The following is a 25,055-nucleotide window of genomic DNA, read 5'->3' on the forward strand; positions in this document are numbered from 1 at the left end:
GATGAGTATAAGGAAAATGGCAGGGGCGGCTGGATTCGAACCAACGCATGGCAGGATCAAAACCTGCTGCCTTACCGCTTGGCGACGCCCCTGTATCTGTTGCTGCGAACGCTCATGCGCTCGACTTCTTGACCAGACTTTGCAGCTTGCGATGCAACATCGAAATATTGCTTCCTTTCGCCACAAACCCTGTTTGGGTCTCTGAAAGAAGGGCCAGAACTTTATCAGCTTCGGCTTTGCTTGGGAAGGCCCCAAACACACAACTTCCAGTGCCGGTTAGTCGAGCCTCAGTGAATTTTCCCAGTGAATTCAACGCTTTGCGAACTTCTGGGTAATTCTGCTCTACCACCGGTTGGCAGTCATTTCGACTGTTTCCCTCGGGAACGGGGCGCATCTTAAGGGGGAGAGAATCACGTGTCAACTGTGGATGTGAAAAAATTTCTACTGTGCTGACAGACACTTGCGGCACCAGCACGACATACCAGGGTTCGATCGGGTCGACCGGGGTCAGTTGTTCGCCTACGCCCTGCGCGAATGCTGCGTGGCCGCGTACGAACACCGGCACATCGGCGCCCAGGCTAAGCCCCAGTGCGGCCAGGCGGTCTTCGTCCCAGTCCAGTTGCCACAGGTGGGCCAGGGCGAGCAGGGTGGTCGCGGCGTCCGAGCTGCCACCGCCGATACCTCCGCCCATGGGCAGTACCTTGGTCAGCCAGATGTCGGCGCCAAGCGTGGTGCCCGATTGTGCTTGCAACATGCGCGCGGCCCGTACGATCAGGTTGCTGTCGTGGGGGACGGCCTCGATCTCGGTGTGCAAGCGGATCACGCCATCGTCACGCAGGGCAAAACTCAGTTCGTCGCCATGGTCTAGAAACTGAAACACCGTTTCCAGTTCGTGGTAACCGTCTGCGCGGCGGCCGATGATGTGCAGCCACAGGTTGAGCTTGGCCGGGGCGGGCAGGGTGAGCTTTTGCATGCGATCAATGCCCCAGCTGGCGCGGCTGCCAGTCCTTGACCACCAGGGTCACGTCCAGGTCTTTGCCGTGCAGCTTCAGGCGCTCGGGCAACCAGTAGCCGTTCTGTTCGGTGTAGCTCAGGTACTGCACCTGCCAGCCATCCTGGTCGAGGCTGGCCAGGCGGCTGTCGCCATCCAGGGTCAGCTTGCTCTTGCTGTCGGGGGCGGGCAGGCCGCGCACCCACCAGACCAGGTGCGAAACCGGCAGTTGCCAGCCCAGTTGCTCTTCCAGCAGCGCTTCTGGGCTGGTGGCTTCGTAGCGGCCCTGGTTGGCCACTTCCAGCACCACGCCACCCGGGCGGCCGGTAAGGCGTGCGGCGCCACGGCCCAGCGGGCCGGCCAGGCGAATGTCGTAATAGTCCTGACGTTGCAGCCAGAACAGCGTGCCGCTGCCGGAATCGCGCGGGGCACGGATACCGACCTTGCCGTTGATCTGCCAGCCATCGAGGCTGCTCAGCTGCGCTTTGTGGGCGCGCCACTGCTGCGGGTCGCCGTGGCCCTGCAGGGCCTCGCGGCTACCGAAGCCGGCACAGCCGGCCAGCAGGGCGATCATGGTAAAGGTGATGCAATGGCGCAGGAACATGGCGTTAAAGAGTCTCGGATCCGGTCAGGCGCAATAGGGTCTTGCGCAGGATAGGGCTGTCGGCCTGGGCCTCGAAGCCCTTGGCCCATACATGGCGAGCTTCGCGGCGCTTGCCGTTGGCCCACAGTACTTCGCCCAGGTGGGCGGCCACTTCGTGGTCGGGGAAGTTGGCAAAGGCCTGGCGCAGGTAGGTTTCAGCGACGTCGAGGTTGCCCAGGCGATAGTTGACCCAACCCAGGCTGTCGAGCACTGCCGGGTCATCGGGGGTCAATTGGTGGGCCTTGTCGATCAGTGCCTTGGCTTCGGCATAGCGGGTGGTGCGGTCGGCCAGGGTGTAGCCCAGGGCGTTCAGGGCCATGGCGTTTTCTGGCTCGCGGGCGATGATGGCGCGCAGGTCTTTTTCCATCTGCGTCAAATCGTTGCGCTTCTCGGCCAGCATGGCGCGGGTGTAAAGCAGGTTGAGGTCGTCCGGGTAGCGCTGGATGGCTTGCTGCAGCACCTGATTGGCCTGGGCGTCCTTGTTGTTGTTGCTGTAGCTTTCCGATTCGATCAGGAATAGCTGGATGGCGTAGTCTGGCTGGGCTTCGCGTGCTTCGGCCAGCAGGCGCGAGGCATCGCTGCCGCGACCGTTGGCGATCAGGATGTCGGCCTGACGCAGCTGTGCCGGCAGGTAGTCTGGGCCTGGGCCGACCAGGGCGTATTCATCCAGAGCGCCAGCAGGGTCGTGGCGCTCCTCGTGGATGCGGCCCAGGTTCAGGTGCGCGGCGTCAACGTAGCTGTCGCGCTCGATCAGCTCCTGCAAGTAGCCTTCGGCTTCATCCCAGTCTTTGTTCTCCAGGCACACCAGCGCCAGCGAGTAGCGCAATTCGTCATCATCGGGGTATTGCTGGACCAGGCTGATGAACTCGCCTTTGGCATCGGCGATACGGTCCTGTTCGACCAGGGTGCGAGCGTAGGTGAGGCGCAGGCGTTTGTCGTCCGGGTTGTCGCGAATCGCCCCGCGCAGCAGTGGCAGGGCCTCTGGACCACGGTCCAGGGCCTGTAGCAGACGGGCGCGCAGCAGGATCGGGGCGACTTCGCCGTTTTGTGCCGGGTGCGACTCAAGCAGTTCCAGGGCTTCTTCGGTCTTGCCGTCCTGGTTCAGCAGCAGGGCCTTGCCGAATATCAGCTGGCCGTTGTCGGGGTATTTCACCAGCAGGCGTTCGAAACTTTGCAGCAGGCCGTCGCGGGTGCTCTGGTCGGTTTCGGCTGCGGACAGGGCGAGGAAGTCGAAGTGGGTGTCGCCCTGGCCCTGCAGTACCTTTTCCATGTAGGCCATGGACTCGTCATAGCGGCCGGCGCGGGCCAGCTGGATGGCGGCGGCGCGCTGGGCGTCGAGGTTCTGCGGATCGTTGCGCGCCCAGACCAGTGCATTCTCCAGTGACGGCTCGTCGGCGCCGAGGTACTCGGCAATGCGGTAGGCGCGCTCGGAAACTGCTGGGTCCTGGGTTTTTGCCGCCTGATCGGTGTAGTTGGCCAGGGCGATGTCGAAACGGTTGCGCTGGCCGGCCAGCTCTGCCACCAACAGGCTATAGAGTGTGTCCTGCTTGAACGAACCATACACCACGGGCTTTTCCGCCTCTGCCTTGCCAGCTTCGGCGACGGGAGGCTCGGCCTTTTGCGGGGCCAGGCTCTGGCAGCCCTGGAGCAGGGCGAAGGCAAGCAGCAATGCGTATGGTTTGTTCATAGAAAGGCTTATTAGGAGGACTCACCGGCGGTCGGAGCATGATGACACAAGCGCGTAGGCAAACCCACCTGCGAAGGTATGAAGCTACGCTTAGCCTATGCAGACCGCACTGCGCGCGCAGGGTTCGCCCCAGGCTGGCCACGATGCCCAGCGTTCGTGCTGTTGTTCTGCTTCTGCTTCTGCTTCTGCTTCTGCTTCTGCTTCTGCTTCTGCTTCTGCTTCTAAGCGCGCGGTAGTTCAGGCGACGCAGATTGCGACTTCAGGAGGCCGAGCGCAGGGCTTGCGGAGGGAGGTGACGGGCATGGATGCCCGTCAAGCGCTGGGTCCCAGGATGGGGCCTGCAGCGCGGTCCTCCCGGGAGCTAGCCCGGAGCGAGGGGACCCCGGAGCGGAGCGTAGGGGCCGGATGATGGGAGCCGACGGTTTTGGTTACTTTGGCCACGACCAAAGTAACCCGCCGGAAGGGCGGAAAGGTGAATAGGCGCCTACATCGTGAATGAATGTCTACTTGATGTGAAAGCGCACAACCCAAAAGCCCAAAAGCTCAAAAGCTCAAAAGCTCAAAAGCTCAAAAGCTCAAAAGCTTAAGCGCTGGTTCTGATCGGGCGTACAGTCCGTTTGCGATGGCGACGCCGACTCACCTTTCCGCCTTTACGGCGGGTCCCTTTTTGTCGTGGCAAAAAGGGACCAAAAACCGTCGGCTCCCATCATCCGGCCCCTACGCTGCGCTCCGGGGTCCCCTCGCTCCGGCCTTGCTCCCGGGAGCACGCGCTGCAGGCCCCATCCATGGGGCCTCAGCGCTTGACGGGCATCCATGCCCGTCATCTCCCTCCGCAATGCCTCCACTCGGCCTCCTGAAGTCGCAATCTGCGTCGCCTGGCCTACCGCGCGCTTAGAAGCAAGATCAAAAGCGAGAAGCGAATTCGGTGATCGGCCGGCACCGCCGATGCATTCGGTGAGGTTCTGCCCAGTCATCTGGATAAGGATACGCCGGCATGGCTGCCCTCGGCCTGGTGTACCTGGAAGAACGTCGTTGCTCTTGCTCTTGCTCTTGCTCTTGCTCTTGCTTTGGCTTTTGCTTCTAAGCGCGCGGTAGTCCGGGCGACGCAGATTGCGACTTCAGGAGGCCGAGCGCAGGGCTTACGGAGGGAGGTGACGGGCATGGATGCCCGTCAAGCGCTGGGCCCCAGGATGGGGCCTGCAGCGCGGTCCTCCCGGGAGCAAGCCCGGAGCGAGGGGACCCCGGAGCGTAGCGTAGGGGCCGGATGATGGGAGCCGACGGCTTTGGTTACTTTGGCCACGACCAAAGTAACCCGCCGTAAGGGCGGAAAGGTGACTACGCGCCACCTTCGCGAATGAATACCTATTTAATGTGGATGCTCACATCCAAGAAGCAAGAAGCAAGAAGCAAGAAGCAAACTCGTCTGTTTTGACTCGGCGAACCGTCCATTTGCGATGGCGACGCTGACTCACCTTTTCGCCGGTATGGCTCACCCACATGGGTTACAAATCAGTTCACGCACATAGGTAACAGTCTTTAACTGGCAAGGACTGCGTTCGGCCTCCTGAAGTCGCGAAGATCAGAAGCAGATCAAAAGCGGGAGTGAAACCTGAAATCAACGTTGATGCTGGCCCGCGAGCGGCGATAGCCGCAGGACTATCAGCACAATAGCGAACGGTGGTTGTCCTGAAACCTGCGAAAGAGGACAATTATCGGCTTCCCGTCACAACCAGCGACCTTGCATGGCCTTTCTTGCACTTGGTATCAACCATAAGACTGCCTCGGTAGACGTACGCGAGCGCGTGGCGTTTACCCCAGAGCAGCTGGTAGACGCCCTGCAGCAGCTCTGCAGACTGACGTCCAGCCGCGAGGCGGCGATCCTGTCGACCTGCAACCGCAGTGAGCTCTATATAGAGCAGGACCACCTGTCCGCCGACGCCGTGCTGCAGTGGCTGGCCGACTATCACCGCCTCAGCCTCGACGAGCTGCGCGCCAGCGCCTACGTGCATGAAGAGCACGAAGCCGTGAAGCACATGATGCGCGTGGCCTCGGGCCTGGACTCGCTGGTTCTCGGCGAGCCTCAGATCCTGGGCCAGATGAAGTCCGCCTACGCCGTGGCCCGCGAAGCCGGTACTGTCGGGCCGTTGCTTGGGCGCCTGTTCCAGGCCACCTTCAGCGCCGCCAAGCAGGTGCGTACCGATACGGCCATCGGTGAAAACCCGGTTTCGGTTGCGTTCGCCGCGGTCAGCCTGGCCAAGCAGATTTTCGCCGACCTGGGCCGCAGCCAGGCCCTGCTGATCGGTGCCGGCGAAACCATCACCCTGGTCGCCCGCCACCTGCACGAGCAGGGCGTACGCCGTATCGTGGTGGCCAACCGCACCCTGGAGCGTGCCAGCATCCTGGCCGAGCAGTTCGGTGCGCATGCCGTGCTGCTGGCAGACATCCCCCAGGAACTGGCCAACAGTGACATCGTGATCAGTTCCACCGCCAGCCAGTTGCCGATCCTGGGCAAGGGCGCGGTCGAGAGCGCACTGAAACAGCGCCGACACAAGCCGATCTTCATGGTCGACATCGCTGTACCTCGCGATATCGAAACCGAAGTAGGCGAGCTGGACGATGTCTACCTGTACACCGTCGACGACCTGCACGATGTAGTGGCAGAAAACCTCAAGAGCCGCCAGGGGGCGGCTCAGGCGGCCGAAGAGCTGGTATCCGTGGGCGCCGAGGACTTCATGCTGCGCCTGCGCGAACTGGCGGCAGTGGACGTGCTCAGGGCCTATCGCCAGCAAAGTGAGCGCCTTCGCGACGAAGAACTGCAAAAGGCCCTGCGCCTGCTGGCCAATGGCGGCAACCCCGAAGACGTGCTGGCCCAGCTGGCCCGGGGCCTGACCAACAAACTCCTGCATGCGCCCAGCGTGCAGCTGAAAAAGCTCTCGGCCGAGGGCCGCCTCGATGCGCTGGCCATGGCCCAGGAACTCTTTGCCCTCAATGAGGGCTCCACGGACAAATCCCCGCAATGAAAGCGTCGCTGCTGAACAAACTGGAAATCCTCCAGGACCGTTTCGAAGAACTCACCGCCCTGCTCGGTGACGCCGAGGTTATTTCCGACCAGACGCGTTTTCGCGCCTACTCCCGCGAGTATGCCGAGGTAGAGCCGGTCTACGCTGCTTATAAAGAGTGGCGCAAAGTCCAGGACGACCTCGAAGGTGCCCAGGCGCTGCTCAAGGACAGTGACCCGGACCTGCGTGAAATGGCCGTGGAAGAGGTGCGTGAAGCCAAGGAGCAACTGCTGACGCTGGAGGCGCAGCTGCAGCGCATGCTGCTGCCCAAAGACCCCAACGACGGTCGCAACGTGTTTCTGGAAATCCGCGCCGGTACGGGTGGCGACGAGGCAGCCATCTTCTCTGGTGACCTGTTCCGCATGTATTCGCGCTACGCCGAAAAGCGCGGCTGGCGCCTGGAAATCTTGTCCGAGAACGAAGGCGAGCACGGCGGCTACAAGGAAATCATTGCCCGCGTCGAGGGCGAGAATGTCTACGGCAAGCTCAAGTTCGAGTCCGGTGCACACCGGGTTCAGCGTGTGCCCGAGACCGAGTCCCAAGGCCGTGTCCACACTTCCGCGTGCACGGTGGCGGTGCTCCCCGAGCCGGACGAGCAAGCCGCCATCGAAATCAACCCGGCCGACTTGCGCGTGGACACCTACCGTGCCTCCGGTGCCGGCGGCCAGCACGTCAACAAGACCGATTCGGCGATCCGTATCACCCACTTGCCCACCGGTATCGTGGTCGAATGCCAGGAGGAGCGCTCGCAGCACAAGAACCGTGCTCGCGCCATGTCCTGGCTGTCGGCCAAGCTGAACGATATGCAGACCAGTGCCGCGCAGAACGCCATTGCCAGTGAGCGCAAGCTGCTGGTGGGGTCCGGTGACCGCTCCGAGCGCATCCGCACCTACAATTATCCACAGGGGCGGGTGACCGATCACCGCATCAACCTGACCTTGTATTCGTTGGACGACATCCTCAGCGGTGGCGTAGACGCGGTGATCGAACCGCTGCTGGCCGAATACCAGGCCGATCAACTGGCCGCCTTGGGGGACTGATGACTGTCATCGCCAGCCTGTTGCGCAACGCGCAGTTGCCTGAATCGCCCACTGAGCGCCTGGATGCCGAACTGCTGCTGGCTGCGGCCATCGGTAAATCGCGCAGCTACTTGCATACCTGGCCCGAGCGTATCGTCAGCAGCGAAGATGCCGAGACCTATGCCGGCTACCTGCAGCGCCGCCGTGGCGGCGAGCCAGTGGCCTATATCCTTGGGCTGCAGGGCTTCTGGAAGATCGACCTGGAGGTCGCGCCGCATACCCTGATCCCGCGGCCGGATACCGAACTGCTGGTCGAGACGGCGCTTGAACTGCAACCCGCTTCGCCAGCCAAGGTTCTCGACCTGGGTACGGGTACGGGGGCCATCGCTCTGGCGCTGGCCAGCGAGCGCCCGGCCTGGCAGGTGACAGCGGTTGACCGGGTGGAGGAGGCTGCTGCCCTCGCCGAGCGCAACCGCCAGCGGTTAGGCCTGGCCAACGCTCGGGTACGGGTAAGCCACTGGTTCGACAGCCTGACCGGGGAGCGTTTCGACCTCATTGTCAGCAACCCGCCCTACATCGCCGCTGAAGACCCGCACCTGGTGGCCGGCGACGTGCGCTTCGAACCCAGCAGTGCCCTGGTGGCCGGTGCCGATGGCCTGGACGACCTTCGCGTGATCGCCGCCCAGGCCCCCGCGCACTTGTTGCCAGGTGGTTGGCTGCTGCTGGAACATGGCTACGATCAGGCGGCAGCGGTACGTGCTCTGCTGGCTGAACATGGCTTTATCGAGGTGGCCAGCCGCACGGACCTGGGCGGCCATGAACGCATTACCCTGGGGCGACTGCCATGCTGAGTGATCAGGAACTGCTGCGTTACAGCCGCCAGGTGCTGCTGGCCCAGATCGACATCGATGGCCAGCTGCGGCTCAAACAGAGCAAAGCGCTGATCATCGGGCTGGGTGGCCTGGGCTCGCCAGTCGCCCTGTACCTGGCCGCTGCTGGCGTGGGTGAGCTGCACCTGGCCGACTTCGACACCGTCGACCTGACCAACCTGCAACGCCAGGTTATCCACGACAGTGCCAGCGTCGGCATGAGCAAGGTCGACTCGGCCTTGCAGCGCTTGCAGGCAATCAACCCGGAAGTCAGTCTGGTTGCTCACCGCCAGGCACTGGACGAGGACTCGCTGGCGGCTGCGGTGTCGGCAGTCGACCTGGTATTGGACTGCTCCGACAATTTCTCTACCCGCGAGGCGGTCAACGCTGCCTGTGTCGCCGCCGGCAAGCCGCTGGTCAGCGGAGCGGCAATCCGTCTGGAAGGCCAACTGTCGGTGTTCGACCCGCGGCGCGACTACAGCCCGTGCTACCACTGCCTGTACGGGCATGGTAGCGAAGCCGAACTGACCTGCAGCGAAGCTGGCGTCATTGGCCCGCTGGTGGGGCTGGTGGGTAGCCTGCAGGCGCTGGAGGCGATGAAGTTGCTGGCTGGCTTCGGTGAGCCGTTGGTCGGCCGCTTGCTGTTGATCGATGCCCTCGGCACCCGTATCCGCGAGCTTCGTGTCAAGCGCGACCCGGCTTGCACGGTCTGTGGTAAGCGCGATGGCTGAGCGCTCGGCGCCGATCGGCGTCATGGACTCGGGGGTTGGCGGTTTGTCGGTGCTGGCCGAGATCCAGCGCCTGCTGCCCAACGAAACGTTGCTGTATGTGGGCGATTGCGGGCATATACCCTACGGTGAGAAGTCGCCGGACTATATCCGCGAGCGCTGCCGGCACATTGCCGGGTTCTTCCATGAACAAGGCGCAAAGGCCATGGTGTTGGCCTGCAACACTGCCACGGTGGCGGCAGTGGCTGACCTGCGTGAGTTGTATCCGACCTGGCCGTTGGTGGGCATGGAACCGGCCGTCAAGCCTGCAGCGGCAGCCACCCGCTCGGGCGTGGTCGGTGTGCTGGCCACCACCGGTACCCTGCAGAGTGCCAAGTTCGCAGCCTTGCTCGACCGCTTCGCCAACAACGTACAGGTTATTACCCAGCCTTGCCCGGGGCTGGTCGAGCTGATCGAAGCCGGTGACCTTGTAAGCCCAGCGGTGCGCCAGCTGCTGCAAGGTTATGTGCAGCCGCTACTGGCTGCAGGTTGCGATACGCTGATCCTCGGCTGCACCCATTACCCTTTCCTTCGCCCATTGCTGGCCGGCATGGTCCCGGATGACGTGGCCATCATCGACACCGGCGCGGCCGTGGCGCGTCAGTTGCAACGGCTGCTGGGTGCCAATGATCTATTGGCCGAAGGCCCGGCCGGCGCTGCACGCTTCTGGACAAGCGCTGACCCAGAAGCCTTAAGAAAAATCCTACCTGTGCTGTGGCATAAGTCCGACGATGTGCAAAGCTTTGCGTTGTGAAAAAAACGTGAAAAAAGGCTGAACTATCGTTCCACTTCTGCTTTCTACCGCTTTGCCTGAGATGAGGCGGACACTAACAACAGCATCAGAAAGAAGGATGTTTCTTATGAGGAAACTGCTCGGCTTGGCAGCGACTGCTGCCTTTGTTTTGGGGCAAGCGATGTCGGCACAAGCTGCCGATGTTTCGTTCTCGGTGGGGCAGACTGGCGATTCGACAATGGTCTACCGGCTAGGGCTGCAATCGAATTGGGACGCGAGTTGGTGGCAGACCAGCGTTGGTCGGCTGACCGGCTATTGGGATGGGGCCTACACCTACTGGGATGGCGACGAGACCGCGAGCAATCACAGCCTGTCCTTCGCGCCGGTGTTCGTCTATGAGTTTGCCGGGGAGTCGGTGAAGCCTTACATCGAAGCCGGGATAGGGGTAGCGGCGTTCTCCAGCACCGAGCTGGAAAGCAACGAGCTGGGTTCGGCTTTCCAGTTTGAGGACCGCATCGGCTTTGGTTTGCGCTTTGCCGGCGGGCATGAGATTGGGGTGCGGGCGATTCACTATTCCAACGCGGGCATCAAAGAGCCCAATGATGGTGTAGAAAGCTACAGCCTGCATTACAGAATGGCGCTCTGAGTTCACCTGCATTCGTCACTTCGCGGGCAATTCCCGCTCCTGCCGGCATACCACAGCACTCAAGGTCTGGGTAATTTGCAGGAGCGGGCTTGCCCGCGAAGACGGTAATGCTGATTTCAGGTGTTAACGCGCCAGCGGCCACAGGCTACTGAGGTCCAGCGTCTCCAGGATCAGTTCGGGTTCTCTCTGAGGCCAACGCCGCAGCAACTCCTCTGCGGCACTGCCGGGCGTCCACTCCTCCGGTATCGCCTGTGCCGACGTTAGCGTAACCTTCAACGATTGTGGCCCTACAATGGTCAGTGCTACCCCTTGGTCCTCAAGGGCCTTGCGTTGCTCACGCATCCATTGCGGCAAATTGTTCCAGCCCGCAGTCACCTGTGTCGGTGCAAACAGCTGCAACGCCGAATAGCGGTTGAAAAGCGCCATCACCTGCGGCGACTGACCCTTTTCCAGCAACGGCAGCGCTTTGCTCAGGCAATGCTCTGCGGCCAGCTGGTTGGTAGTGACGATCGCTTCGATCAGCTCACTGTCACTGGCATTGTCTGGCAGGTAATCGGTGGTGCCGGTGTTGAGGATCAGCCCGTCCAGCGAACACCAGGCATGGCAAATTTGTTGGCACGCATGGCTGACGTGTTGTTCTTCATGCAACTGCCACGGCAACCGCAACAATTGGCTGCCGTAGCGTGCCCCCAAAGCATCCAGTGCGTCGCTATTCTTGCCACTCGCGGCAACGCGATGTCCTTCATCGAGCATCCGCTCCACCAAAGCCAAGCCAAGTCCGTTGCTTGCGCCCGTAACCCAAAAACTGCGTGAGTTAATCAAGACGTTATCCCCTAATTCTGCCGGCGTGGCAGCCCTTTGAACGCTTCCAGGGCCCGCTGGCGACTGCTGCTGAGATCTACGATTGGACTTAGGTAAGAAGTATTACCGAAAAGGTCCGTCGATTTAATGGGCTGATGGATGGCTTTTTCATCGAGTGCTTGTAGTTCTGGTACCCAGTGGCGAATGAAATGCCCCTGAGGATCGAAGCGCTGCGACTGCGAAACCGGGTTGAAGATACGGAAATAGGGCACCGCATCGGTGCCGGTGGACGCACTCCACTGCCAACCCCCGTTGTTGGCGGCCAGATCGCCGTCTATCAGGTTTCGCATGAAGTGTCGCTCGCCCTTGCGCCAGTCAATCAGCAGGTTCTTGCTGAGGAACATGGCCACGATCATGCGCAAGCGGTTGTGCATCCACCCGGTGTGCAGCAACTGGCGCATGGCGGCATCGATGATCGGGAAGCCGGTGCGGCCCTGCTCCCAGGCCTCCAGGTCTGCCGGGGCGTCACGCCAGGGCAAGGCTTCGGTTTGGGCGCGGAAGGCGCGGTGGCGCGAGACCTGTGGATAACCGCTCAGGATGTGCTTGTAGAACTCCCGCCAGAGTAGCTCGTTTATCCAGGTCTGCACGCCCATGCTGCCACTGTCGAACTCGCCCCGGTTGCTGGCCAGTGCACCGTGCAAGCATTGGCGGGGCGAAATCACGCCGGCGGCCAGGTAGGGGGAAAGCTGGCTGGTGCCGGGCTTGGCTGGCAAATCACGCAAGTGCTGGTAGTCGTCGATGGTTTCGTCGAGGAAGCGTGACAGACGGGACTGTGCCTCAGCCTCACCTGCTGGCCAGTGGTCGCGCAGTGCGTGCGTGGTTTTTCCGAATCCCTCTACGTGTTGCGGGATCGGGTCGCTGCCGATGTTCAGCGGGGCCTGGCGCTTCACCCGCCGTGCCAGGGCCGGCAGGCTGCGGTGCAGATGCTCCAGGCAGGTTTTCTTGAACTGGCTGAACACCTGGAAGTAATCGCCACTGCGAGTCAGTACGGTGCCCGGACGGAAGAACAGCTGGTCGAGGTAGCTGTGCGCCTGGATGGCCGACTTTTCCAGCAGTGCCCGGGTGGCATCATCCCGGCGCTGCTCATTGATGCCGTACTCCTCGTTCCAGTGCACGCTTTGCACCTGATGTTGGCGACAGACATCGAGCACCGCCTGTGGCGCCTGGTCCCAGGTATCGATTGTGCGGATCAGCAGGGGGATGTTCAGCTTTTCCAGCGATTGGCGCAGGTCATGCAGGTTACGCAGCCAGAAGTCGACTTTGCAGGCGGCATCGTCATGGGCTTGCCATTGTCCGGGGCTGACCAGCCACAGGGCGATGGTCGGGCCGCGCTCGGTGGAGGCGCTGAGTGCAGTGTTGTCATCGATACGCAGGTCGCTGCGCAGCCAGGTCAGGTGCATGGGGCATTTATCTCTACAGGCTGTCGATCATGGGCTTGAAGCACGCGCAATGCCGCCTGCGGGGTGTCGAACAGGAAAAGGTCGGGTAGCTCAAAAGCCTTCAAGCGGGCTTCATGCAGCGCCAGCGTGGCACCACCCAACAGCTTGGGGATTGGTAAGCCTTGCAGGGTGCGCAGCAACGCCTTGTCGTCGATGCGTGGGCCCAAGTGCAGGAGTAAGGCGCGTGGTTTGAGCGCGTTGACGGCGCTTAGCAATTGCGGGCCTGCGACGGGCTGCTCGAGCACCTCGACCGGGAAGCCATTGCTGGTGAGCAGCCAGGCGCACAACCATAAGTCTGGGCTGAAGGTGCGTTCGCTGTCTTCGGCCAGCAGCACGGCGGGCCCTTGCAGCAGCTGGTTGTCGTGGTACACGCGGGCACCGAGCTTGCTGCGCAGCCAGCTGTGGAAAAACACCTGCTCCAGCCGAGCGTTGAAGTAATTGCGCCAGCGCTGGTCGAGCATGTCGAGCAGCGGCAGCAGCAGTTGTTCGCACAGGGTGACTGCCGGGTACAGCGCCATGGCCTGGTTAAGTTGCTGGTCGAGGGCGCGCTGTGAAAGGCCGGCGATGGCTTCGATCAGCTGGAATTGCCTGGCTTGCCAGTCCCCCTTCGGTGGGGTGCTGGCGGGTTTGTCGAGCAACTCGCGGACTTGGCCGACCGACGCGCCACGCTGCAGCCAGGCCAGGACCGCCTCGACGCGTTCGACCTGCTCAAGTGGGTACAGGCGATGCCCCTTGGCGGTGCGCTGTGGCTTGAGCAACCCATACCGGCGCTCCCAGGCGCGCAGGGTGACCGGGTTTACGCCGGTGCGACGGGCAAGTTCGCCGATGGGCAGCAAGTCCTCAGACCGCATTGCGCAAACCCAGGCTCTCGGGGTGCGGCTGCAGGTAGGCTTGTTGCTGCAGGTAGGGGTCTGGGTGCTTGCGCAAATGGTGTTTGAGCAAGGTCATTGGCACTACCAGTGGTACCACGCCTTGTTGGTATTGGCCGATGACTGCCTGCAACTCGGCCTTGTCCTGCTGCGTCAGGGCATCCTTGAAGTAACCGCTCAGGTGCTGCAGCACGTTACTGTGGGTGCCGCGGCTCGCGCAGCGGCGCAGGGCTTGCATCAGCTGGCTGAAATAGCGCGGGCCGATGCTCTGTGGTTCATCAGCCTTGCTCATGCTGCCAAGCAGGCGGCCGAGGGTGCGATAGGCCTGGGGGTTATTGGCCATCAGCAAATACTTGTAGCGCGAATGAAAGCGTACCAGCGCGCCACGGTTCAGGCCCTCGGCCAGCAGGCGCTGCCAGTCGGCGTAGGCGTAAACGCGGCTTATGAAGTTCTCGCGCAGCACGGGGTCATGCAGGCGGCCTTCTTCCTCTACTGGCAGGTCCGGGCGCAATGCACAGAAAGCCTGGGCATAGACGCCGCGCCCGCCATGCACGGCCGGGTGGCCATTGTCCTGATAAACCTTTACCCGTTCCAGGCCGCAAGAAGGTGACTTCTGCATGAAGATGTAGCCGCAGATGTCGTCAAGTTCGTTGGCCATCTGCTCGCCATAGGTGCGCAGCGGGTCGGTCAGGTCCTTGCCGGGGTCGCGGGTGCCGACCACTTCGGGTTGCTCGGGGTTGCCGACCAGGCGAATCGGGTCGCGCGGAACACCCAGGCCGATTGCCACTTCCGGACACACAGGTAGCCAGTCGAAGTGCTGTTCCAGTTGTTTACGGCACAGGTCGGAGGCCTTGTGGCCGCCGTTGTAGCGCACGCTGTGCCCGGTCAGGCAGGCGCTGATGGCGATACGCGGCTTGCGGTGGGCGGAAGGGTCGTGCATGGCTGCCTCCGAAAATAAACCTGTACGTGACTCGAAACTTGTACAGGTTTATTTCAGCACAGCGCTGAAGTTATGCAAACTAGTATTTTTGTATAGTTCGGCATCACTCAAGGTGTTCGAGCAAGCGCCGCGCCGCTTCCTGGCCACTGAGCCATGCGCCCTCGACGCGGCCGGACAGGCACCAGTCCCCACAGGCGTACAAGCCCTGGTCGGCATCGGCCAGTGCGCCCCACTCATGGTTGCTACTGGGGCGGGCATAGAGCCAGCGGTGAGCCAGGGAGAAGGTGGGCGGCGGTACCACGCAGCCGACCAGTTCGGCGAATTCACCCCACAACTGTTCGATCACTTCTTCCTTGGGCAGGTCGATGTGTTGCCGGCTCCAGTCTGAGGTCGCGTGCAGTACCCAGGTGTCCAGGTGCTCGTCGCGGCCGGGCTTGCTGCGATTGCGGGCCAGCCAGTCCAGCGGGTTGTCCTGCACGAAGCAGCCTTGCATTGGCGTATCCAGCGGTGCCTGGAAGGCGAGGGCGACGGCCCAGGTAGGTTCCATTTGCACGCCAGCGGCAACGGCAGCCAGCTTCGGTGTGGCGGCCAGAAGTGGCGTGGCCTGCGGAGCCGGGACGGCGATGACCACACGGCTGTAGGGGCCGTGGCTGCAACCTTCGGTGTCTTGCAGGTGCCAGTACTGCTTGCCGCGAAACACTTCCGCTATGCGGCAGCCGAAGTTGACCGTGACGTCCTTGAGCAAGCCGCGGGTAATGGCGCTCATGCGTGGCACGCCCACCCAGCGCGTCTGCTCGTCAGGGGAAGGGGTGAGTTCGCCGTCACGGTAGTTATACAGTTGAGGCTTCCATTGTTCGGCCCAGCCGGCGGCCACCCATTGCTGCACCTGATCGACAAAGCGTCGGTCACGGGCAGTGAAGTACTGTGCGCCCAGGTCGAGCGCGCCGGCTTCGCTGCGCTTGCTGGCCATGCGCCCGCCACTGCCGTGGCCTTTGTCGAACAAGTGCACGGATTGCCCGGCCTTTTGCAAAGCCTGGGCGGCTGACAAACCGGCGATGCCGGCCCCGATGATGGCGATAGGTATTGTCATGATGGCCTCTTCAAACCTTGCTGTGAGCAGACTACGCTGTCAGGCAAACCTGTACAATGCAAAAATTCTGTATAAGGTTATTCCGTGTTGGCGGGCAGGTTGGCCTATGTTTATCCGAGAGCGTCGGGTCAAAAAAGTGCCTTGCTGTTAAAAATAGACCACCGATGCATTCTGCGAGGACACAGCCATGCATATATTGCTGACAGGTGGCACCGGTTTGATTGGCAAGCATCTGTGCCAATACTGGCTGGGCCAAGGGCATCGGCTTACGGTTTGGAGCAGGCGTCCTGAACAGGTGGCAAAAATCTGTGGTAGCGGGGTGCGTGGTATCGCGCGCCTGGAGCAGCTGGAGGCCGACGATCATCTTGATGCGGTGGTCAACCTTGCTGGTGCGCCGATTGCCGACAGGCCCTGGACGGCCGCCCGGCGCAACGTGCTGTGGGCCAGCCGTGTCACCCTTACCGAGCAATTGCTGGCGTGGTTGGGCACCCGTGAGCAGCGCCCGGAGGTGTTGATCTCCGGCTCTGCGGTAGGTTGGTACGGAGACGGTGGCGAACGCGAACTGACCGAGGCTTCACCCCCGGTGCGTGAAGATTTCGCCAGCCAGTTGTGCATTGCCTGGGAAGAGACCGCCCAGCGTTCACAAGCCCAGGGGATACGCGTGGTACTGGTCCGTACTGGCCTGGTGCTGGCCAGCGATGGCGGCTTTTTGTCGCGCCTGCGCATGCCCTTCAAACTGGGGCTGGGCGGGCCTTTGGGCGACGGGCGGCAGTGGATGCCCTGGGTTCATATAGACGACCAGGTCGCCCTGATTGATTTTCTCTTGCAGCGCAAGGATGCCAGCGGTCCTTATAATGCCTGCGCGCCGGAGCCTGTACGCAACCGTGAGTTTGCCAGGCGACTGGGCCGAGCCCTGCATCGGCCGGCGCTGTTGCCAGTGCCGGCATTGCTGCTCAAGGCCGGGCTTGGCGAGATGTCGACCTTGCTGCTGGGAGGCCAGCGGGCGCGCCCGGTACGCTTGCTGGAAGCAGGCTTCACCTTCCGTTTCAACGATCTGCAATCGGCGCTGGACAACCTGTCCAGTGGCCTCTGACATAGGACGCTGCATGACCGATCACGCCCTGCTGCTGGTCAACCTGGGTTCCCCGGCCTCCACCTCGGTGGCCGATGTGCGCCGTTACCTCAACCAGTTCCTCATGGACCCGTACGTGGTCGACCTGCCGTGGCCGGTGCGGCGCTTGCTGGTGTCGCTGATCCTGATCAAGCGCCCTGAGCAGTCGGCACACGCCTACGCTTCGATCTGGTGGGAGGAGGGCTCGCCTCTGGTTGTGCTGACCCGTCGCCTGCAGGCAGCGATGGTCGAGCACTGGCCCCATGGCCCAGTGGAAATTGCCATGCGCTACGGCCAGCCAGCGTTGCCTGATGTGTTGGAGCGGCTGGCCGCCCAAGGTGTGCGCAAGGTGACTTTGGCGCCGCTTTATCCACAGTTCGCCGACAGCACGGTGACCACGGTGGTCGAGCTGGCAAAACAGACCGTCAGCGAGCGCCAGTTGCCGTTGCAGATGCGTGTGCTGCAGCCGTTCTACGAGCATCCGGCGTACATCGAGGCACTGGCTGCCAGTGCCCGGCCGTACCTTGAGACGGGTTACGACCACCTGCTGTTGAGCTTCCATGGTTTGCCGGAACGGCACCTGAAAAAGCTGTTTCCGAAAGGGGTCAAGCACGACCTGCGTGCTGCCGATTGCTGCCACGGTGCAACCGCCGAAGTACGTTCGGTTTGCTATCGCGGGCAATGCCTGGCCACGGCCAAAGCCTTTGCGCAGAAAATGGGCATACCTGATGGCAAGTGGTCGGTATCGTTCCAGTCGCGGCTGGGCCGGGACAAGTGGATCGAACCCTACACCGAGACGCGGTTGGATGAACTGGCCAAGGCCGGTGTGAAGAAGCTGCTGGTGATGTGCCCGGCATTTGTGGCGGATTGCATCGAGACGCTGGAAGAGATAGGCATGCGTGGCAGCGAGCAGTTTGTCGAGGCGGGTGGCCGGGAGCTGGTGCTGGTGCCGTGCCTGAATGATCACCCGGAGTGGGTGAGGGTGTTGGCTGATATGAGTGAAAAGGCCTGAATCGAAGGGGCCGCCTTGCGGCCCCTACCGACCGTTTATACATCCAGCTTCTTGTGCTTCCAGCTGTCATTACCCGGCAGAATCAGGTTCAGCGCAATAGCCACAATGGCGCACAGGGCGATGCCCTTCAGGCCCCAGTCATCCGGGCCGTCACCGCTGCCGATCAGCACGCCGCCGATACCGAACACCAGTGTCACCGAGACGATCACCAGGTTGCGTGCTTCGCCCAGGTCAATCTTGTGGCGGATCATGGTGTTCATGCCCACCGCTGCAATCGAGCCGAACAGCAGGCACAGAATGCCGCCCATCACCGGCACCGGGATGCTCTGCAGCAGCGCGCCGAACTTGCCGATGAACGCCAGGGTAATGGCGAAGACCGCCGCCCAGGTCATGATCTTCGGGTTGTAGTTCTTGGTCAGCATCACCGCGCCGGTCACTTCGGCATAGGTGGTGTTGGGCGGGCCGCCGAACAGGCCGGCTGCAGTAGTTGCCAGGCCGTCGCCCAGCAACGTCCGGTGCAGGCCAGGCTTCTTCAGGTAGTCACGGCCGGTCACGCTGCCCACTGCAATCACCCCGCCGATATGCTCGATCGCCGGCGCCAGCGCAACCGGGACGATGAACAGAATGGCCTGCCAGTTGAACGCAGGGGCGGTGAAATTGGGGATTTCCAGCCACGGTGCGGCAGCGATCCTGGCGGTGTCGACCACGCCAAAGGCGAACGACAGGGCAAAGCCCACCAGCACGCCGGAGATGATGGGCACCAGGCGGAAAATGCCCTTGCCGAATACGGCAACGATCAAGGTTGTCAGCAGCGCTGGCATCGAGATCAGCATGGCCGTCTTGTATGGCATCAGCGCTGTACCGTCCCCACCTTTGCCCATCGCCATGTTGGCGGCGATCGGTGCCATGGCCAGGCCGATGGAGATGATCACCGGGCCGATCACCACCGGCGGTAGCATGCGGTCGATGAAACCGGTGCCTTTGATTTTTACCATCAGGCCCATGAAGGTGTACACGAAGCCAGCAGCCATTACGCCGCCCATGGTCTCGGCCAGGCCGAACTGGCCTTTGGCGAGGATGATCGGCGTGATGAAGGCAAAGCTCGAGGCCAGGAACACCGGTACCTGACGTCCGGTGACCAGCTGGAATAGCAGGGTGCCGATGCCGGCGGTGAACAGCGCGACGTTCGGGTCGAGGCCGGTGATCAGGGGCATCAGCACCAGCGCGCCGAATGCCACGAAGAGCATCTGCGCGCCCGAAACGACCTGGCGCCAGAGCGGGTCGTTGAAGCCGTCCTGCATGGTCAGGCGTCCTTTTGCTTGGTGCCGAAGATCTTGTCACCGGCATCACCCAGGCCTGGCACGATGTAGCCGTGCTCGTTCAGGCGCTGGTCGATCGAGGCGGTGTAGATCTTCACGTCCGGGTGGGCTTTTTCCACCACCTCGATGCCTTCTGGTGCGGCGACCAGCACCATGGCGCGAATCTCTTTGCAGCCGGCCTTTTTCAGCAGGTCGATGGTGGCAACCATCGAGCCGCCGGTGGCCAGCATCGGGTCGATGATCAGGGCCAGGCGCTGGTTGATGTCCGGCGCGAGCTTTTCCAGGTAGGTGTGGGCTTCGAGGGTTTCTTCGTTTCGGGCAACGCCGACGGCGCTGACCTTGGCACCCGGGATCAGGCTGAGCACGCCGTCGAGCATGCCGATGCCGGCGCGCAGGATCGGTACTACGGTGATCTTCTTGCCGGCGATTTTTTCAACCGAGACCTTGCCACACCAGCCGTCGATCTCGTAGGTTTCGAGGGGCAGGTCCTGGGTGGCTTCATACGTCAGGAGCGCGCCGACTTCCTGGGCGAGTTCGCGAAAATTTTTGGTGCTGATATCGGCACGGCGCATCAGGCCAAGCTTGTGGCGGATCAGCGGATGGCGGATCTCACGAGTGGGCATAGGGGAGGGCTCCGAAAGGCGGGCAAAAAAACCGCGCTAGATTAATCTATTCAGCCTGTGCTGTCGTCTGGTCATTCTGGACGTTAGTCCATAAATGCTTGATCTGTGACGAGCGGATGCGTACCTTTGCCCGCTTTTCCAAAATGCCCCCCGGAGCGCGCCATGTCCGCCGATCTCGAGCATATCCGTCAAGTCATGCGTGAAGCTGACTGCCTGTACACCGAAGCCGAAGTCGAAGCGGCCATCGCCAAAGTCGGCGAGCAGATCTGCAAGGACCTGCACGACAAGAACCCGGTTGTGTTCTGCGTGATGAATGGTGGCCTGATCTTCTCCGGCAAACTGCTGACTCACCTGCAGTTCCCGCTGGAAGCCTCCTACCTGCACGCTACCCGCTACCGCAACCAGACCAGCGGCGGCGAGCTTTTCTGGAAGGCCAAGCCGGAAGTGTCCTTCATCGACCGTGACGTGTTGATCGTTGACGATATCCTCGACGAAGGCCACACCCTCAGCGCCATCATCGAGTTTTGCAAGCATGCCGGCGCCCGCTCGGTGTACACCGCTGTGCTGATCGACAAGGATCACGACCGCAAGGCAAGCCCTGACCTCAAGGCCAACTATGTGGGCCTGCCTTGTGTCGATCGCTATATCTTCGGTTACGGCATGGACTACAAAGGGTACTGGCGCAATGCTAACGGCATCTTCGCCGTAAAGGGGCTGTAACCGTGCGCCAGCCTGCGTTCATCGACCAATCGCTGTTCGCCGGGCTGGCCGAAAAGGCCGCTGCCAACCCGCGCGGGCGGCAGCACCATAACTTTCACGCTATGGAAGAGCCCTGCCACCGCATGGCGGTCGGGCTGCAACCGAGCACCTACATTCCGCCGCATCGCCATGTGAGCGCCGACAAGGCTGAAACCTTGATAGCGCTCAAGGGGTGCTTTGGCCTGCTGATCTTCGATGAGCAAGGCGCGGTGACTGACAAGCGGGTGCTGCAGGCCGGTGGCGACTGTCTGGGTGTGGATCTGGCGCCTGGTACCTACCATGGCTTGGTGGTGCTTGAGCCCGACAGCATCCTGTTCGAGTGCAAGGCTGGGCCATACCGACCAGTGGGCGAGGGCGAGCACGCACACTGGGCGCCGCGCGAGGGTGAAGCCGGCGTGGCCGATTACCAGGCCTGGATGCGCGCGCAGTTCGATTGATATCGGCTGTACACGGCATGCTAGAGTGCTCCTTCATACAAGGAGCCTCACATGCGTGCGATTCTTCCCCTCCTGCTGGCGGTCAGCCTGCCGCTCGCTGCCGCACCGCTGCACAGTCAGTTCCTGCCACCGGATGACCAGTCCCTGCGCCAGGAAGCGCCGACCAGCCAGCAATTGCTGCAAGTGACTGACTATTCGGTGGTCGTAGGGGCCCTGCGCCAGTCCGATCAGCAGCCGATTCCGATCACATCGTCGTTGCAGGTGCGCCTGAAGGGCAAGCCGCTGAGCAAGGGCGCGACCATTGCCCAGGTGCTGCTGACGTTTGATGGTGAAGCGGCCAAAAGCCTGAAAAAGCCTGTGTATGACGCTAAAACCCGCACCTTGAGCCTGAATTACCCGGTCAGCAACTACCGGGTGGTCATGGACCTGCTGCGTAACGAAACCCTGTACGTGCAGTTTCTGACTTATGGCAACGGCCATATCTGGGCCGACCTGCACACCGGGACGGTACGTACGCGTTGAGGCGCGAAGCCTGCGGGGGGTAAACTGCCGGCCTTCGAAATTCCGTGATGGTCCAGTTGGAGTCGGCAATGCGTAAAGACAAGAAACAGGTAATCGGTGACGAAATCAGCGACGACTACATCAAGTCGTTCCTTCAGTTCGAGCCGGCCGATGGTGTGACTTCGCCGTCGCTGCACAAGCTGGTCAAGGCCTACCGCGGCCTGCGCGTGGACGACTTTGAGCGCTTTGTAGGCTTCTTCGTCGAAGCTGGCCTGGACCTGGATGGCAAGGACGAGCACGGCAAGACCTTCGTCGAGCAAATTGCCGACCAGCGCAATGCCCCTGAGTACATCGAGATCATCGATAAAGCCCGCGGCTGATCTGTAGCCAGTGCCGGCCTCTTCGCGGGCGCGCCCGCTCCCACAGGAGTCGCGCCGCACCTGCGGGCATTACCGAACCTGTGGGAGCGGGCATGCCCGCGAAGAGGCCGGTACAGGCTGATCAAGCGCCAGGCACAAAAAAAACGCCCCGAGGGGCGTTTTTGCGTTTCAGGCCGGCTTAGGCGTAATGCTTGGCCGCCGGGCTGCTTTCTGCCAGGTCCAGGGCCGCGTCGTTATCGGCACTGATCTTGTGGTACAGCGCAGCATCGGTTGCCAGGGTCTTCTCGCGAGCCGGGAAGATTTCCTTGAGCTTGGCAGCCCAGGCACCCTTGGCCTGCTCGGGGAAGCAGCGCTCGATCAGTTCCAGCATGATCGACACGGTCACCGAGGCACCCGGCGATGCGCCGAGCAGAGCTGCCAGGCTGCCGTCCTGGGCCGAGACCAGCTCGGTACCGAACTGCAGCACGCCGCCTTTTTTCGGGTCTTTCTTGATGATCTGCACGCGCTGACCCGCCACTTCCAGGCGCCAGTCCTCGGCCTTGGCCTGCGGATAGAAACGACGCAGGGCTTCCAGACGCTGCTCCATCGACTGCATCACTTCGCTGACCAGGTACTTGGTCAGGTCCATGTTGTCGCGGGCCACGGCCAGCATCGGGCCAATGTTGCCCATGCGCACCGACAGCGGCAGGTCCATCAGCGAGCCGTGCTTGAGGAACTTGGTAGTGAAGCCGGCATACGGGCCGAACAGCAGCGAAGTCTTGCCGTCCACGACGCGGGTGTCCAGGTGCGGTACCGACATCGGCGGGGCGCCGACAGCGGCCTGGCTGTAGACCTTGGCCTGGTGCTGCTTGACGATTTCCGGGTTGTCGCAACGCAGCCACTGGCCGCTGACAGGGAAGCCGCCGAAACCTTTGCTTTCCGGGATGCCGGACAACTGCAGCAGCGGCAGGGCCGCGCCGCCGGCGCCGAGGAAGACGAAGCGGGCGTCGACTTCACGGCTGCCGCCGCTGTTGACGTCCTTGATGCTCACGGTCCAGCCGCTGCCGTTACGGCGCAGGCCGACAACCTTCTTGCTGTACTTGACCTGCGCGTCCGGCGAGTCGCCCAGCAGCTTGAGCAGCTTGTTGGTCAGTGCGCCGAAGTTGACGTCGGTGCCTTTGGCCACGCGGGTAGCGGCGATGTGCTGGTCGGCCGGGCGGCCAGGCATCATCAGCGGCATCCAGTCGTTCATCACGGCCTTGTCTTCGGTGTATTCCATCTCGGCGAAGGCGTGGTGCTGCTTGAGCAGCTCGAAGCGCTTCTTGAGGAAGGAAACACCCTTGTCACCCTCGACATAGCTCAGGTGCGGGACAGGGTTGATGAAGGCACGCGCCGAGCCGAAGTTGCCCTTCTTGCTCAGGTAGGCCCAGAACTGGCGCGAAACCTCGAACTGGGTGTTGATGTGCACGGCCTTCTTGATGTCGATGCTGCCATCGGCGGCCTGCGGCGTGTAGTTCAGCTCGCACAGGCCGGCGTGGCCGGTGCCTGCGTTGTTCCAGGGGTTGGAGCTTTCCGCGGCCCCGGAGTCCATCGCCTCGACGACCTCAAGCTTCAGGGTCGGGTCAAGCTCCTTGAGCAGTACGGCCAGGGTGGCACTCATGATGCCCGCGCCTACCAGTACCACATCAACCGATTCGTTCTGCGCCATTTAACGCGTCTCCACAATCTACAGCTACCTAATTGACAGCATAGGACCTGGGTTTGCCAGGGTCGCCATGTCCGACTTTTCGCAGTTCTTGCAACTTCCGCGGACACCGCCAATCAGTCTTCGGGTTCGTGTATTGAACGCCGTTTGCCACAGGTGCGGCAATTCGACTTATGGTCAAGGTGTCGTGCGTGCGTTATGGAACGGTTCAGACACTCATACGGGATGAGCGCATTTGCCGCCTGTTCAGGGCTGTTCGGGACACATCTGCCGCTTTTGCACATGCCAGACTGTTCATTTGCTCGCCACACTCTTGTGAAGTTGTGAAAACCGTTTTTTCACGCTCTTTTGGAGACGTGAACCTCAAAAGGGGACTGCGCGATGGCAACCCGCAGGTTAATGCAGTGTGAAGGGCCAGAAAAAGCAGGCACGACAGCCGATGCAAGACCTGAGTGGAAGGCTCTCTGTGGGCGAGGCGGTGAAGTTGCCGGGGTCAATCGGCGAATGCGGGGCCCGATCAGGAGACGTCCTTATAATCGGGGGGAGATTATAGCGATGTCGCGGGCAGAAATGTCGCCATTCGTGGTTTTTATTGCAGCGTTTGTCAGGCAGCGAGGAGGCGTTGGTGCCAACGGCGCTTTGCACGGGCGCAAACCCGGGCTTCGGCGGGCAGTTCGCGCCCCAGCCAGGCCAGCTGAATTTCGCTGATCTGCACCCAGTCGATGCCCCGTGGTGCCTGGCTGCATTGCTTGAAGGCCAGGCATTTGCCATCAGCGTCAAGGCGGGCATAAGCGTTGTGACGCGGCCGTTTGAAGAGCTGAGTCCAGAGCGAGGTCATGGCGGCGAGTCCTTTGCGTTAGGGCTTGGCGCAAGGATAAGGGTGTGGCGATGAAACGATTGTGACAAGCGGGCCGGGCCGATGACTGGTCTGTGCCTGGCTAGGTATACTGTGGGCCTTTGCCGCATTTTCTGGAGAAACGCGCATGTTGCAACGTCTGTTGTTCGGTTTGATCGCCGTGGCCAGCCTTAGCCTGGTCGGTTGTGCCCACAGCCCGCAACAACTCAACCCGCAACCCACGCTCAAGGCCCAGCTGGCCCCGGTCGGCCATGGCCAGCCGGTGGTGGTCCGGGTAGTTGATGGCCGGCCTTCGCCGTCCCTGGGTACCCGCGGTGGCATGTACCCCGAGACCAGCACCATCAGTGTCAGCGGTAATGACGTGGTGCCCAAGCTGCAGGCTCAGGCTGAAGCTGCTGTGCGCCTGCTCGGCTTCACCCCGACCCCGAACGCCTACAATGCGCCGCAGCTGACCGTCACCCTGGCCGAGCTGAAGTACCAGTCGCCGAAAGACAACCTTTACGTGACCGAGGCCACCATCGGCGCCACCTTCCGCGCTGATGTGACCAATGGCGGCCGCCGTTACAGCGGCCGTTATGGCGCTTCGCTGGACCAGCGTTTCGGCATGGCGCCGAATCAGGACACCAACACCCAGCTGGTGGGCGATGTGCTGAGCGATGCCCTGACCCGCCTGTTCAAGGACCCGAGCATCGGGCAGGTGCTGGGTCAGTAAGCTTCAGGTTGTGTCAGAAAACCCGCTGCCTGAGTGACAGGCAGCGGG

25 protein-coding genes and 1 tRNA gene are annotated in these 25,055 nt (G+C 62.0%); 13 read left to right on the forward strand and 13 right to left on the reverse strand.

The window, feature by feature from the left end; all coding sequences use genetic code 11:
* Positions 1-17: 17 nt before the first annotated feature.
* The 4 genes from REH59_RS03675 to REH59_RS03690 all read right to left on the reverse strand — a co-directional run bounded on the left by REH59_RS03675 (position 18) and on the right by REH59_RS03690 (position 3,321).
* Positions 18-92, reverse strand: a tRNA-Gln gene (locus REH59_RS03675).
* Between the two features lie 20 nt (positions 93-112).
* Positions 113-973 carry a 4-(cytidine 5'-diphospho)-2-C-methyl-D-erythritol kinase gene (gene ispE / locus REH59_RS03680; protein ID WP_014862059.1) on the reverse strand — a complete coding sequence of 287 codons (861 nt, stop codon included), beginning with the start codon at positions 971-973 and terminating at the stop codon, positions 113-115.
* 4 nt (positions 974-977) lie between these two features.
* Positions 978-1,595 (reverse strand): lipoprotein insertase outer membrane protein LolB, encoded by a 618-nt coding sequence (gene lolB / locus REH59_RS03685; protein WP_003247402.1) that lies wholly within the window; start codon positions 1,593-1,595, stop codon positions 978-980.
* A gap of 4 nt (positions 1,596-1,599) precedes the next feature.
* On the reverse strand, positions 1,600-3,321 hold the full coding sequence (locus REH59_RS03690; protein ID WP_003247399.1) for a tetratricopeptide repeat protein: 1,722 nt from the start codon (positions 3,319-3,321) through the stop codon (positions 1,600-1,602).
* 1,742 nt (positions 3,322-5,063) lie between these two features.
* Here REH59_RS03690 and hemA point away from each other — a divergent pair.
* From hemA to REH59_RS03720, 6 genes are all read left to right on the forward strand, one after another.
* Positions 5,064-6,341, forward strand: a complete 1,278-nt coding sequence (gene hemA, locus REH59_RS03695; protein WP_003247394.1) for a glutamyl-tRNA reductase — start codon at positions 5,064-5,066, stop codon at positions 6,339-6,341.
* Positions 6,338-7,420 (forward strand): peptide chain release factor 1, encoded by a 1,083-nt coding sequence (gene prfA / locus REH59_RS03700; protein WP_003247392.1) that lies wholly within the window; start codon positions 6,338-6,340, stop codon positions 7,418-7,420. The genes hemA and prfA overlap by 4 nt, the downstream gene beginning before the upstream one ends.
* Positions 7,420-8,250 carry a peptide chain release factor N(5)-glutamine methyltransferase gene (gene prmC, locus REH59_RS03705; RefSeq protein WP_014859520.1) on the forward strand — a complete coding sequence of 277 codons (831 nt, stop codon included), beginning with the start codon at positions 7,420-7,422 and terminating at the stop codon, positions 8,248-8,250. The genes prfA and prmC overlap by 1 nt, the downstream gene beginning before the upstream one ends.
* Positions 8,244-8,999, forward strand: coding sequence for a molybdopterin-synthase adenylyltransferase MoeB (locus tag REH59_RS03710; RefSeq protein ID WP_014859519.1), 756 nt, complete (start codon positions 8,244-8,246; stop codon positions 8,997-8,999). The genes prmC and REH59_RS03710 overlap by 7 nt, the downstream gene beginning before the upstream one ends.
* Positions 8,992-9,789, forward strand: coding sequence for a glutamate racemase (gene murI / locus REH59_RS03715; protein WP_014859518.1), 798 nt, complete (start codon positions 8,992-8,994; stop codon positions 9,787-9,789). The genes REH59_RS03710 and murI overlap by 8 nt, the downstream gene beginning before the upstream one ends.
* Positions 9,790-9,895: 106 nt before the next feature.
* On the forward strand, positions 9,896-10,414 hold the full coding sequence (locus REH59_RS03720) for an acyloxyacyl hydrolase (protein ID WP_014589671.1): 519 nt from the start codon (positions 9,896-9,898) through the stop codon (positions 10,412-10,414).
* Between the two features lie 123 nt (positions 10,415-10,537).
* Here REH59_RS03720 and REH59_RS03725 read toward each other — a convergent pair whose 3' ends face one another.
* From REH59_RS03725 to REH59_RS03745, 5 genes are all read right to left on the reverse strand, one after another.
* Complete coding sequence (locus tag REH59_RS03725; protein ID WP_121782854.1) at positions 10,538-11,236, reverse strand: SDR family oxidoreductase; 699 nt, start codon at positions 11,234-11,236, stop codon at positions 10,538-10,540.
* 11 nt (positions 11,237-11,247) lie between these two features.
* Positions 11,248-12,675, reverse strand: a complete 1,428-nt coding sequence (phrB, locus tag REH59_RS03730) for a deoxyribodipyrimidine photo-lyase (protein WP_014859516.1) — start codon at positions 12,673-12,675, stop codon at positions 11,248-11,250.
* Positions 12,666-13,565 (reverse strand): MerR family transcriptional regulator, encoded by a 900-nt coding sequence (locus REH59_RS03735; protein WP_003247379.1) that lies wholly within the window; start codon positions 13,563-13,565, stop codon positions 12,666-12,668. The genes phrB and REH59_RS03735 overlap by 10 nt, the downstream gene beginning before the upstream one ends.
* A complete protein-coding gene (locus tag REH59_RS03740) occupies positions 13,555-14,523 on the reverse strand; it encodes a YbgA family protein (RefSeq protein WP_014859515.1) in 969 nt (322 codons plus the stop codon). Before REH59_RS03740 ends, REH59_RS03735 begins: the two co-directional genes overlap by 11 nt.
* 103 nt (positions 14,524-14,626) lie before the next feature.
* A complete protein-coding gene (locus tag REH59_RS03745; protein ID WP_014755328.1) occupies positions 14,627-15,613 on the reverse strand; it encodes an NAD(P)/FAD-dependent oxidoreductase in 987 nt (328 codons plus the stop codon).
* A gap of 187 nt (positions 15,614-15,800) precedes the next feature.
* Here REH59_RS03745 and REH59_RS03750 point away from each other — a divergent pair, with 187 nt between their 5' ends.
* Together REH59_RS03750 and hemH are read left to right on the forward strand one after the other, a co-directional pair.
* Positions 15,801-16,706 carry a TIGR01777 family oxidoreductase gene (locus REH59_RS03750; protein ID WP_003247373.1) on the forward strand — a complete coding sequence of 302 codons (906 nt, stop codon included), beginning with the start codon at positions 15,801-15,803 and terminating at the stop codon, positions 16,704-16,706.
* 13 nt (positions 16,707-16,719) lie between these two features.
* A complete protein-coding gene (gene hemH / locus REH59_RS03755; protein WP_003247370.1) occupies positions 16,720-17,736 on the forward strand; it encodes a ferrochelatase in 1,017 nt (338 codons plus the stop codon).
* Between the two features lie 35 nt (positions 17,737-17,771).
* On the opposite strand, the gene REH59_RS03760 is transcribed toward hemH, so the two are convergent.
* Together REH59_RS03760 and upp are read right to left on the reverse strand one after the other, a co-directional pair.
* Positions 17,772-19,037 carry a uracil-xanthine permease family protein gene (locus REH59_RS03760; RefSeq protein WP_003247369.1) on the reverse strand — a complete coding sequence of 422 codons (1,266 nt, stop codon included), beginning with the start codon at positions 19,035-19,037 and terminating at the stop codon, positions 17,772-17,774.
* A gap of 2 nt (positions 19,038-19,039) precedes the next feature.
* Positions 19,040-19,678, reverse strand: a complete 639-nt coding sequence (upp, locus tag REH59_RS03765) for a uracil phosphoribosyltransferase (protein ID WP_003247366.1) — start codon at positions 19,676-19,678, stop codon at positions 19,040-19,042.
* A 162-nt stretch (positions 19,679-19,840) separates the two neighbouring features.
* Here upp and REH59_RS03770 point away from each other — a divergent pair, with 162 nt between their 5' ends.
* The 4 genes from REH59_RS03770 (at position 19,841) to REH59_RS03785 (ending at position 21,755) form a co-directional block, all read left to right on the forward strand.
* Positions 19,841-20,398, forward strand: coding sequence for a hypoxanthine-guanine phosphoribosyltransferase (locus tag REH59_RS03770; RefSeq protein ID WP_003247364.1), 558 nt, complete (start codon positions 19,841-19,843; stop codon positions 20,396-20,398).
* A gap of 2 nt (positions 20,399-20,400) precedes the next feature.
* Positions 20,401-20,874, forward strand: a complete 474-nt coding sequence (locus REH59_RS03775) for a WbuC family cupin fold metalloprotein (RefSeq protein ID WP_003247362.1) — start codon at positions 20,401-20,403, stop codon at positions 20,872-20,874.
* Positions 20,875-20,925: 51 nt separating this feature from the next.
* Positions 20,926-21,396 carry a hypothetical protein gene (locus REH59_RS03780; RefSeq protein WP_014859514.1) on the forward strand — a complete coding sequence of 157 codons (471 nt, stop codon included), beginning with the start codon at positions 20,926-20,928 and terminating at the stop codon, positions 21,394-21,396.
* A gap of 68 nt (positions 21,397-21,464) precedes the next feature.
* A complete protein-coding gene (locus REH59_RS03785) occupies positions 21,465-21,755 on the forward strand; it encodes a PA4642 family protein (RefSeq protein WP_003247360.1) in 291 nt (96 codons plus the stop codon).
* Between the two features lie 178 nt (positions 21,756-21,933).
* Here REH59_RS03785 and mqo read toward each other — a convergent pair whose 3' ends face one another.
* Together mqo and REH59_RS03795 are read right to left on the reverse strand one after the other, a co-directional pair.
* Positions 21,934-23,442: a malate dehydrogenase (quinone) gene (mqo, locus tag REH59_RS03790; RefSeq protein ID WP_003247357.1), complete on the reverse strand. Its 1,509-nt coding sequence runs from the start codon at positions 23,440-23,442 to the stop codon at positions 21,934-21,936.
* 601 nt (positions 23,443-24,043) lie between these two features.
* Positions 24,044-24,277 carry a hypothetical protein gene (locus REH59_RS03795; protein ID WP_003247356.1) on the reverse strand — a complete coding sequence of 78 codons (234 nt, stop codon included), beginning with the start codon at positions 24,275-24,277 and terminating at the stop codon, positions 24,044-24,046.
* A gap of 145 nt (positions 24,278-24,422) precedes the next feature.
* Here REH59_RS03795 and REH59_RS03800 point away from each other — a divergent pair, with 145 nt between their 5' ends.
* The gene (locus REH59_RS03800; RefSeq protein WP_003247354.1) at positions 24,423-25,007 is read left to right on the forward strand and encodes a YajG family lipoprotein; all 585 of its coding nucleotides are present in this window, start codon (positions 24,423-24,425) and stop codon (positions 25,005-25,007) included.
* Positions 25,008-25,055 lie beyond the last annotated feature (48 nt).

The organism is Pseudomonas sp. BO3-4, from assembly GCF_034044115.1.
Taxonomy (GTDB): Bacteria; Pseudomonadota; Gammaproteobacteria; order Pseudomonadales; family Pseudomonadaceae; genus Aquipseudomonas; species Aquipseudomonas alloputida.

Bases quoted from the DNA above. Each gene is read 5' to 3' on its own strand.
- ispE (WP_014862059.1), bottom strand. From the start codon at position 973: ATGCAAAAGCTCACCCTGCCCGCCCCGGCCAAGCTCAACCTGTGGCTG.
- lolB (WP_003247402.1), bottom strand. From the start codon at position 1,595: ATGTTCCTGCGCCATTGCATCACCTTTACCATGATCGCCCTGCTGGCC.
- REH59_RS03690 (WP_003247399.1), bottom strand. From the start codon at position 3,321: ATGAACAAACCATACGCATTGCTGCTTGCCTTCGCCCTGCTCCAGGGC.
- hemA (WP_003247394.1), top strand. From the start codon at position 5,064: ATGGCCTTTCTTGCACTTGGTATCAACCATAAGACTGCCTCGGTAGAC.
- prfA (WP_003247392.1), top strand. From the start codon at position 6,338: ATGAAAGCGTCGCTGCTGAACAAACTGGAAATCCTCCAGGACCGTTTC.
- prmC (WP_014859520.1), top strand. From the start codon at position 7,420: ATGACTGTCATCGCCAGCCTGTTGCGCAACGCGCAGTTGCCTGAATCG.
- REH59_RS03710 (WP_014859519.1), top strand. From the start codon at position 8,244: ATGCTGAGTGATCAGGAACTGCTGCGTTACAGCCGCCAGGTGCTGCTG.
- murI (WP_014859518.1), top strand. From the start codon at position 8,992: ATGGCTGAGCGCTCGGCGCCGATCGGCGTCATGGACTCGGGGGTTGGC.
- REH59_RS03720 (WP_014589671.1), top strand. From the start codon at position 9,896: ATGAGGAAACTGCTCGGCTTGGCAGCGACTGCTGCCTTTGTTTTGGGG.
- phrB (WP_014859516.1), bottom strand. From the start codon at position 12,675: ATGCACCTGACCTGGCTGCGCAGCGACCTGCGTATCGATGACAACACT.
- REH59_RS03735 (WP_003247379.1), bottom strand. From the start codon at position 13,565: ATGCGGTCTGAGGACTTGCTGCCCATCGGCGAACTTGCCCGTCGCACC.
- REH59_RS03740 (WP_014859515.1), bottom strand. From the start codon at position 14,523: ATGCACGACCCTTCCGCCCACCGCAAGCCGCGTATCGCCATCAGCGCC.
- REH59_RS03745 (WP_014755328.1), bottom strand. From the start codon at position 15,613: ATGACAATACCTATCGCCATCATCGGGGCCGGCATCGCCGGTTTGTCA.
- REH59_RS03750 (WP_003247373.1), top strand. From the start codon at position 15,801: ATGCATATATTGCTGACAGGTGGCACCGGTTTGATTGGCAAGCATCTG.
- hemH (WP_003247370.1), top strand. From the start codon at position 16,720: ATGACCGATCACGCCCTGCTGCTGGTCAACCTGGGTTCCCCGGCCTCC.
- REH59_RS03760 (WP_003247369.1), bottom strand. From the start codon at position 19,037: ATGCAGGACGGCTTCAACGACCCGCTCTGGCGCCAGGTCGTTTCGGGC.
- upp (WP_003247366.1), bottom strand. From the start codon at position 19,678: ATGCCCACTCGTGAGATCCGCCATCCGCTGATCCGCCACAAGCTTGGC.
- REH59_RS03770 (WP_003247364.1), top strand. From the start codon at position 19,841: ATGTCCGCCGATCTCGAGCATATCCGTCAAGTCATGCGTGAAGCTGAC.
- REH59_RS03780 (WP_014859514.1), top strand. From the start codon at position 20,926: ATGCGTGCGATTCTTCCCCTCCTGCTGGCGGTCAGCCTGCCGCTCGCT.
- REH59_RS03785 (WP_003247360.1), top strand. From the start codon at position 21,465: ATGCGTAAAGACAAGAAACAGGTAATCGGTGACGAAATCAGCGACGAC.
- mqo (WP_003247357.1), bottom strand. From the start codon at position 23,442: ATGGCGCAGAACGAATCGGTTGATGTGGTACTGGTAGGCGCGGGCATC.
- REH59_RS03795 (WP_003247356.1), bottom strand. From the start codon at position 24,277: ATGACCTCGCTCTGGACTCAGCTCTTCAAACGGCCGCGTCACAACGCT.
- REH59_RS03800 (WP_003247354.1), top strand. From the start codon at position 24,423: ATGTTGCAACGTCTGTTGTTCGGTTTGATCGCCGTGGCCAGCCTTAGC.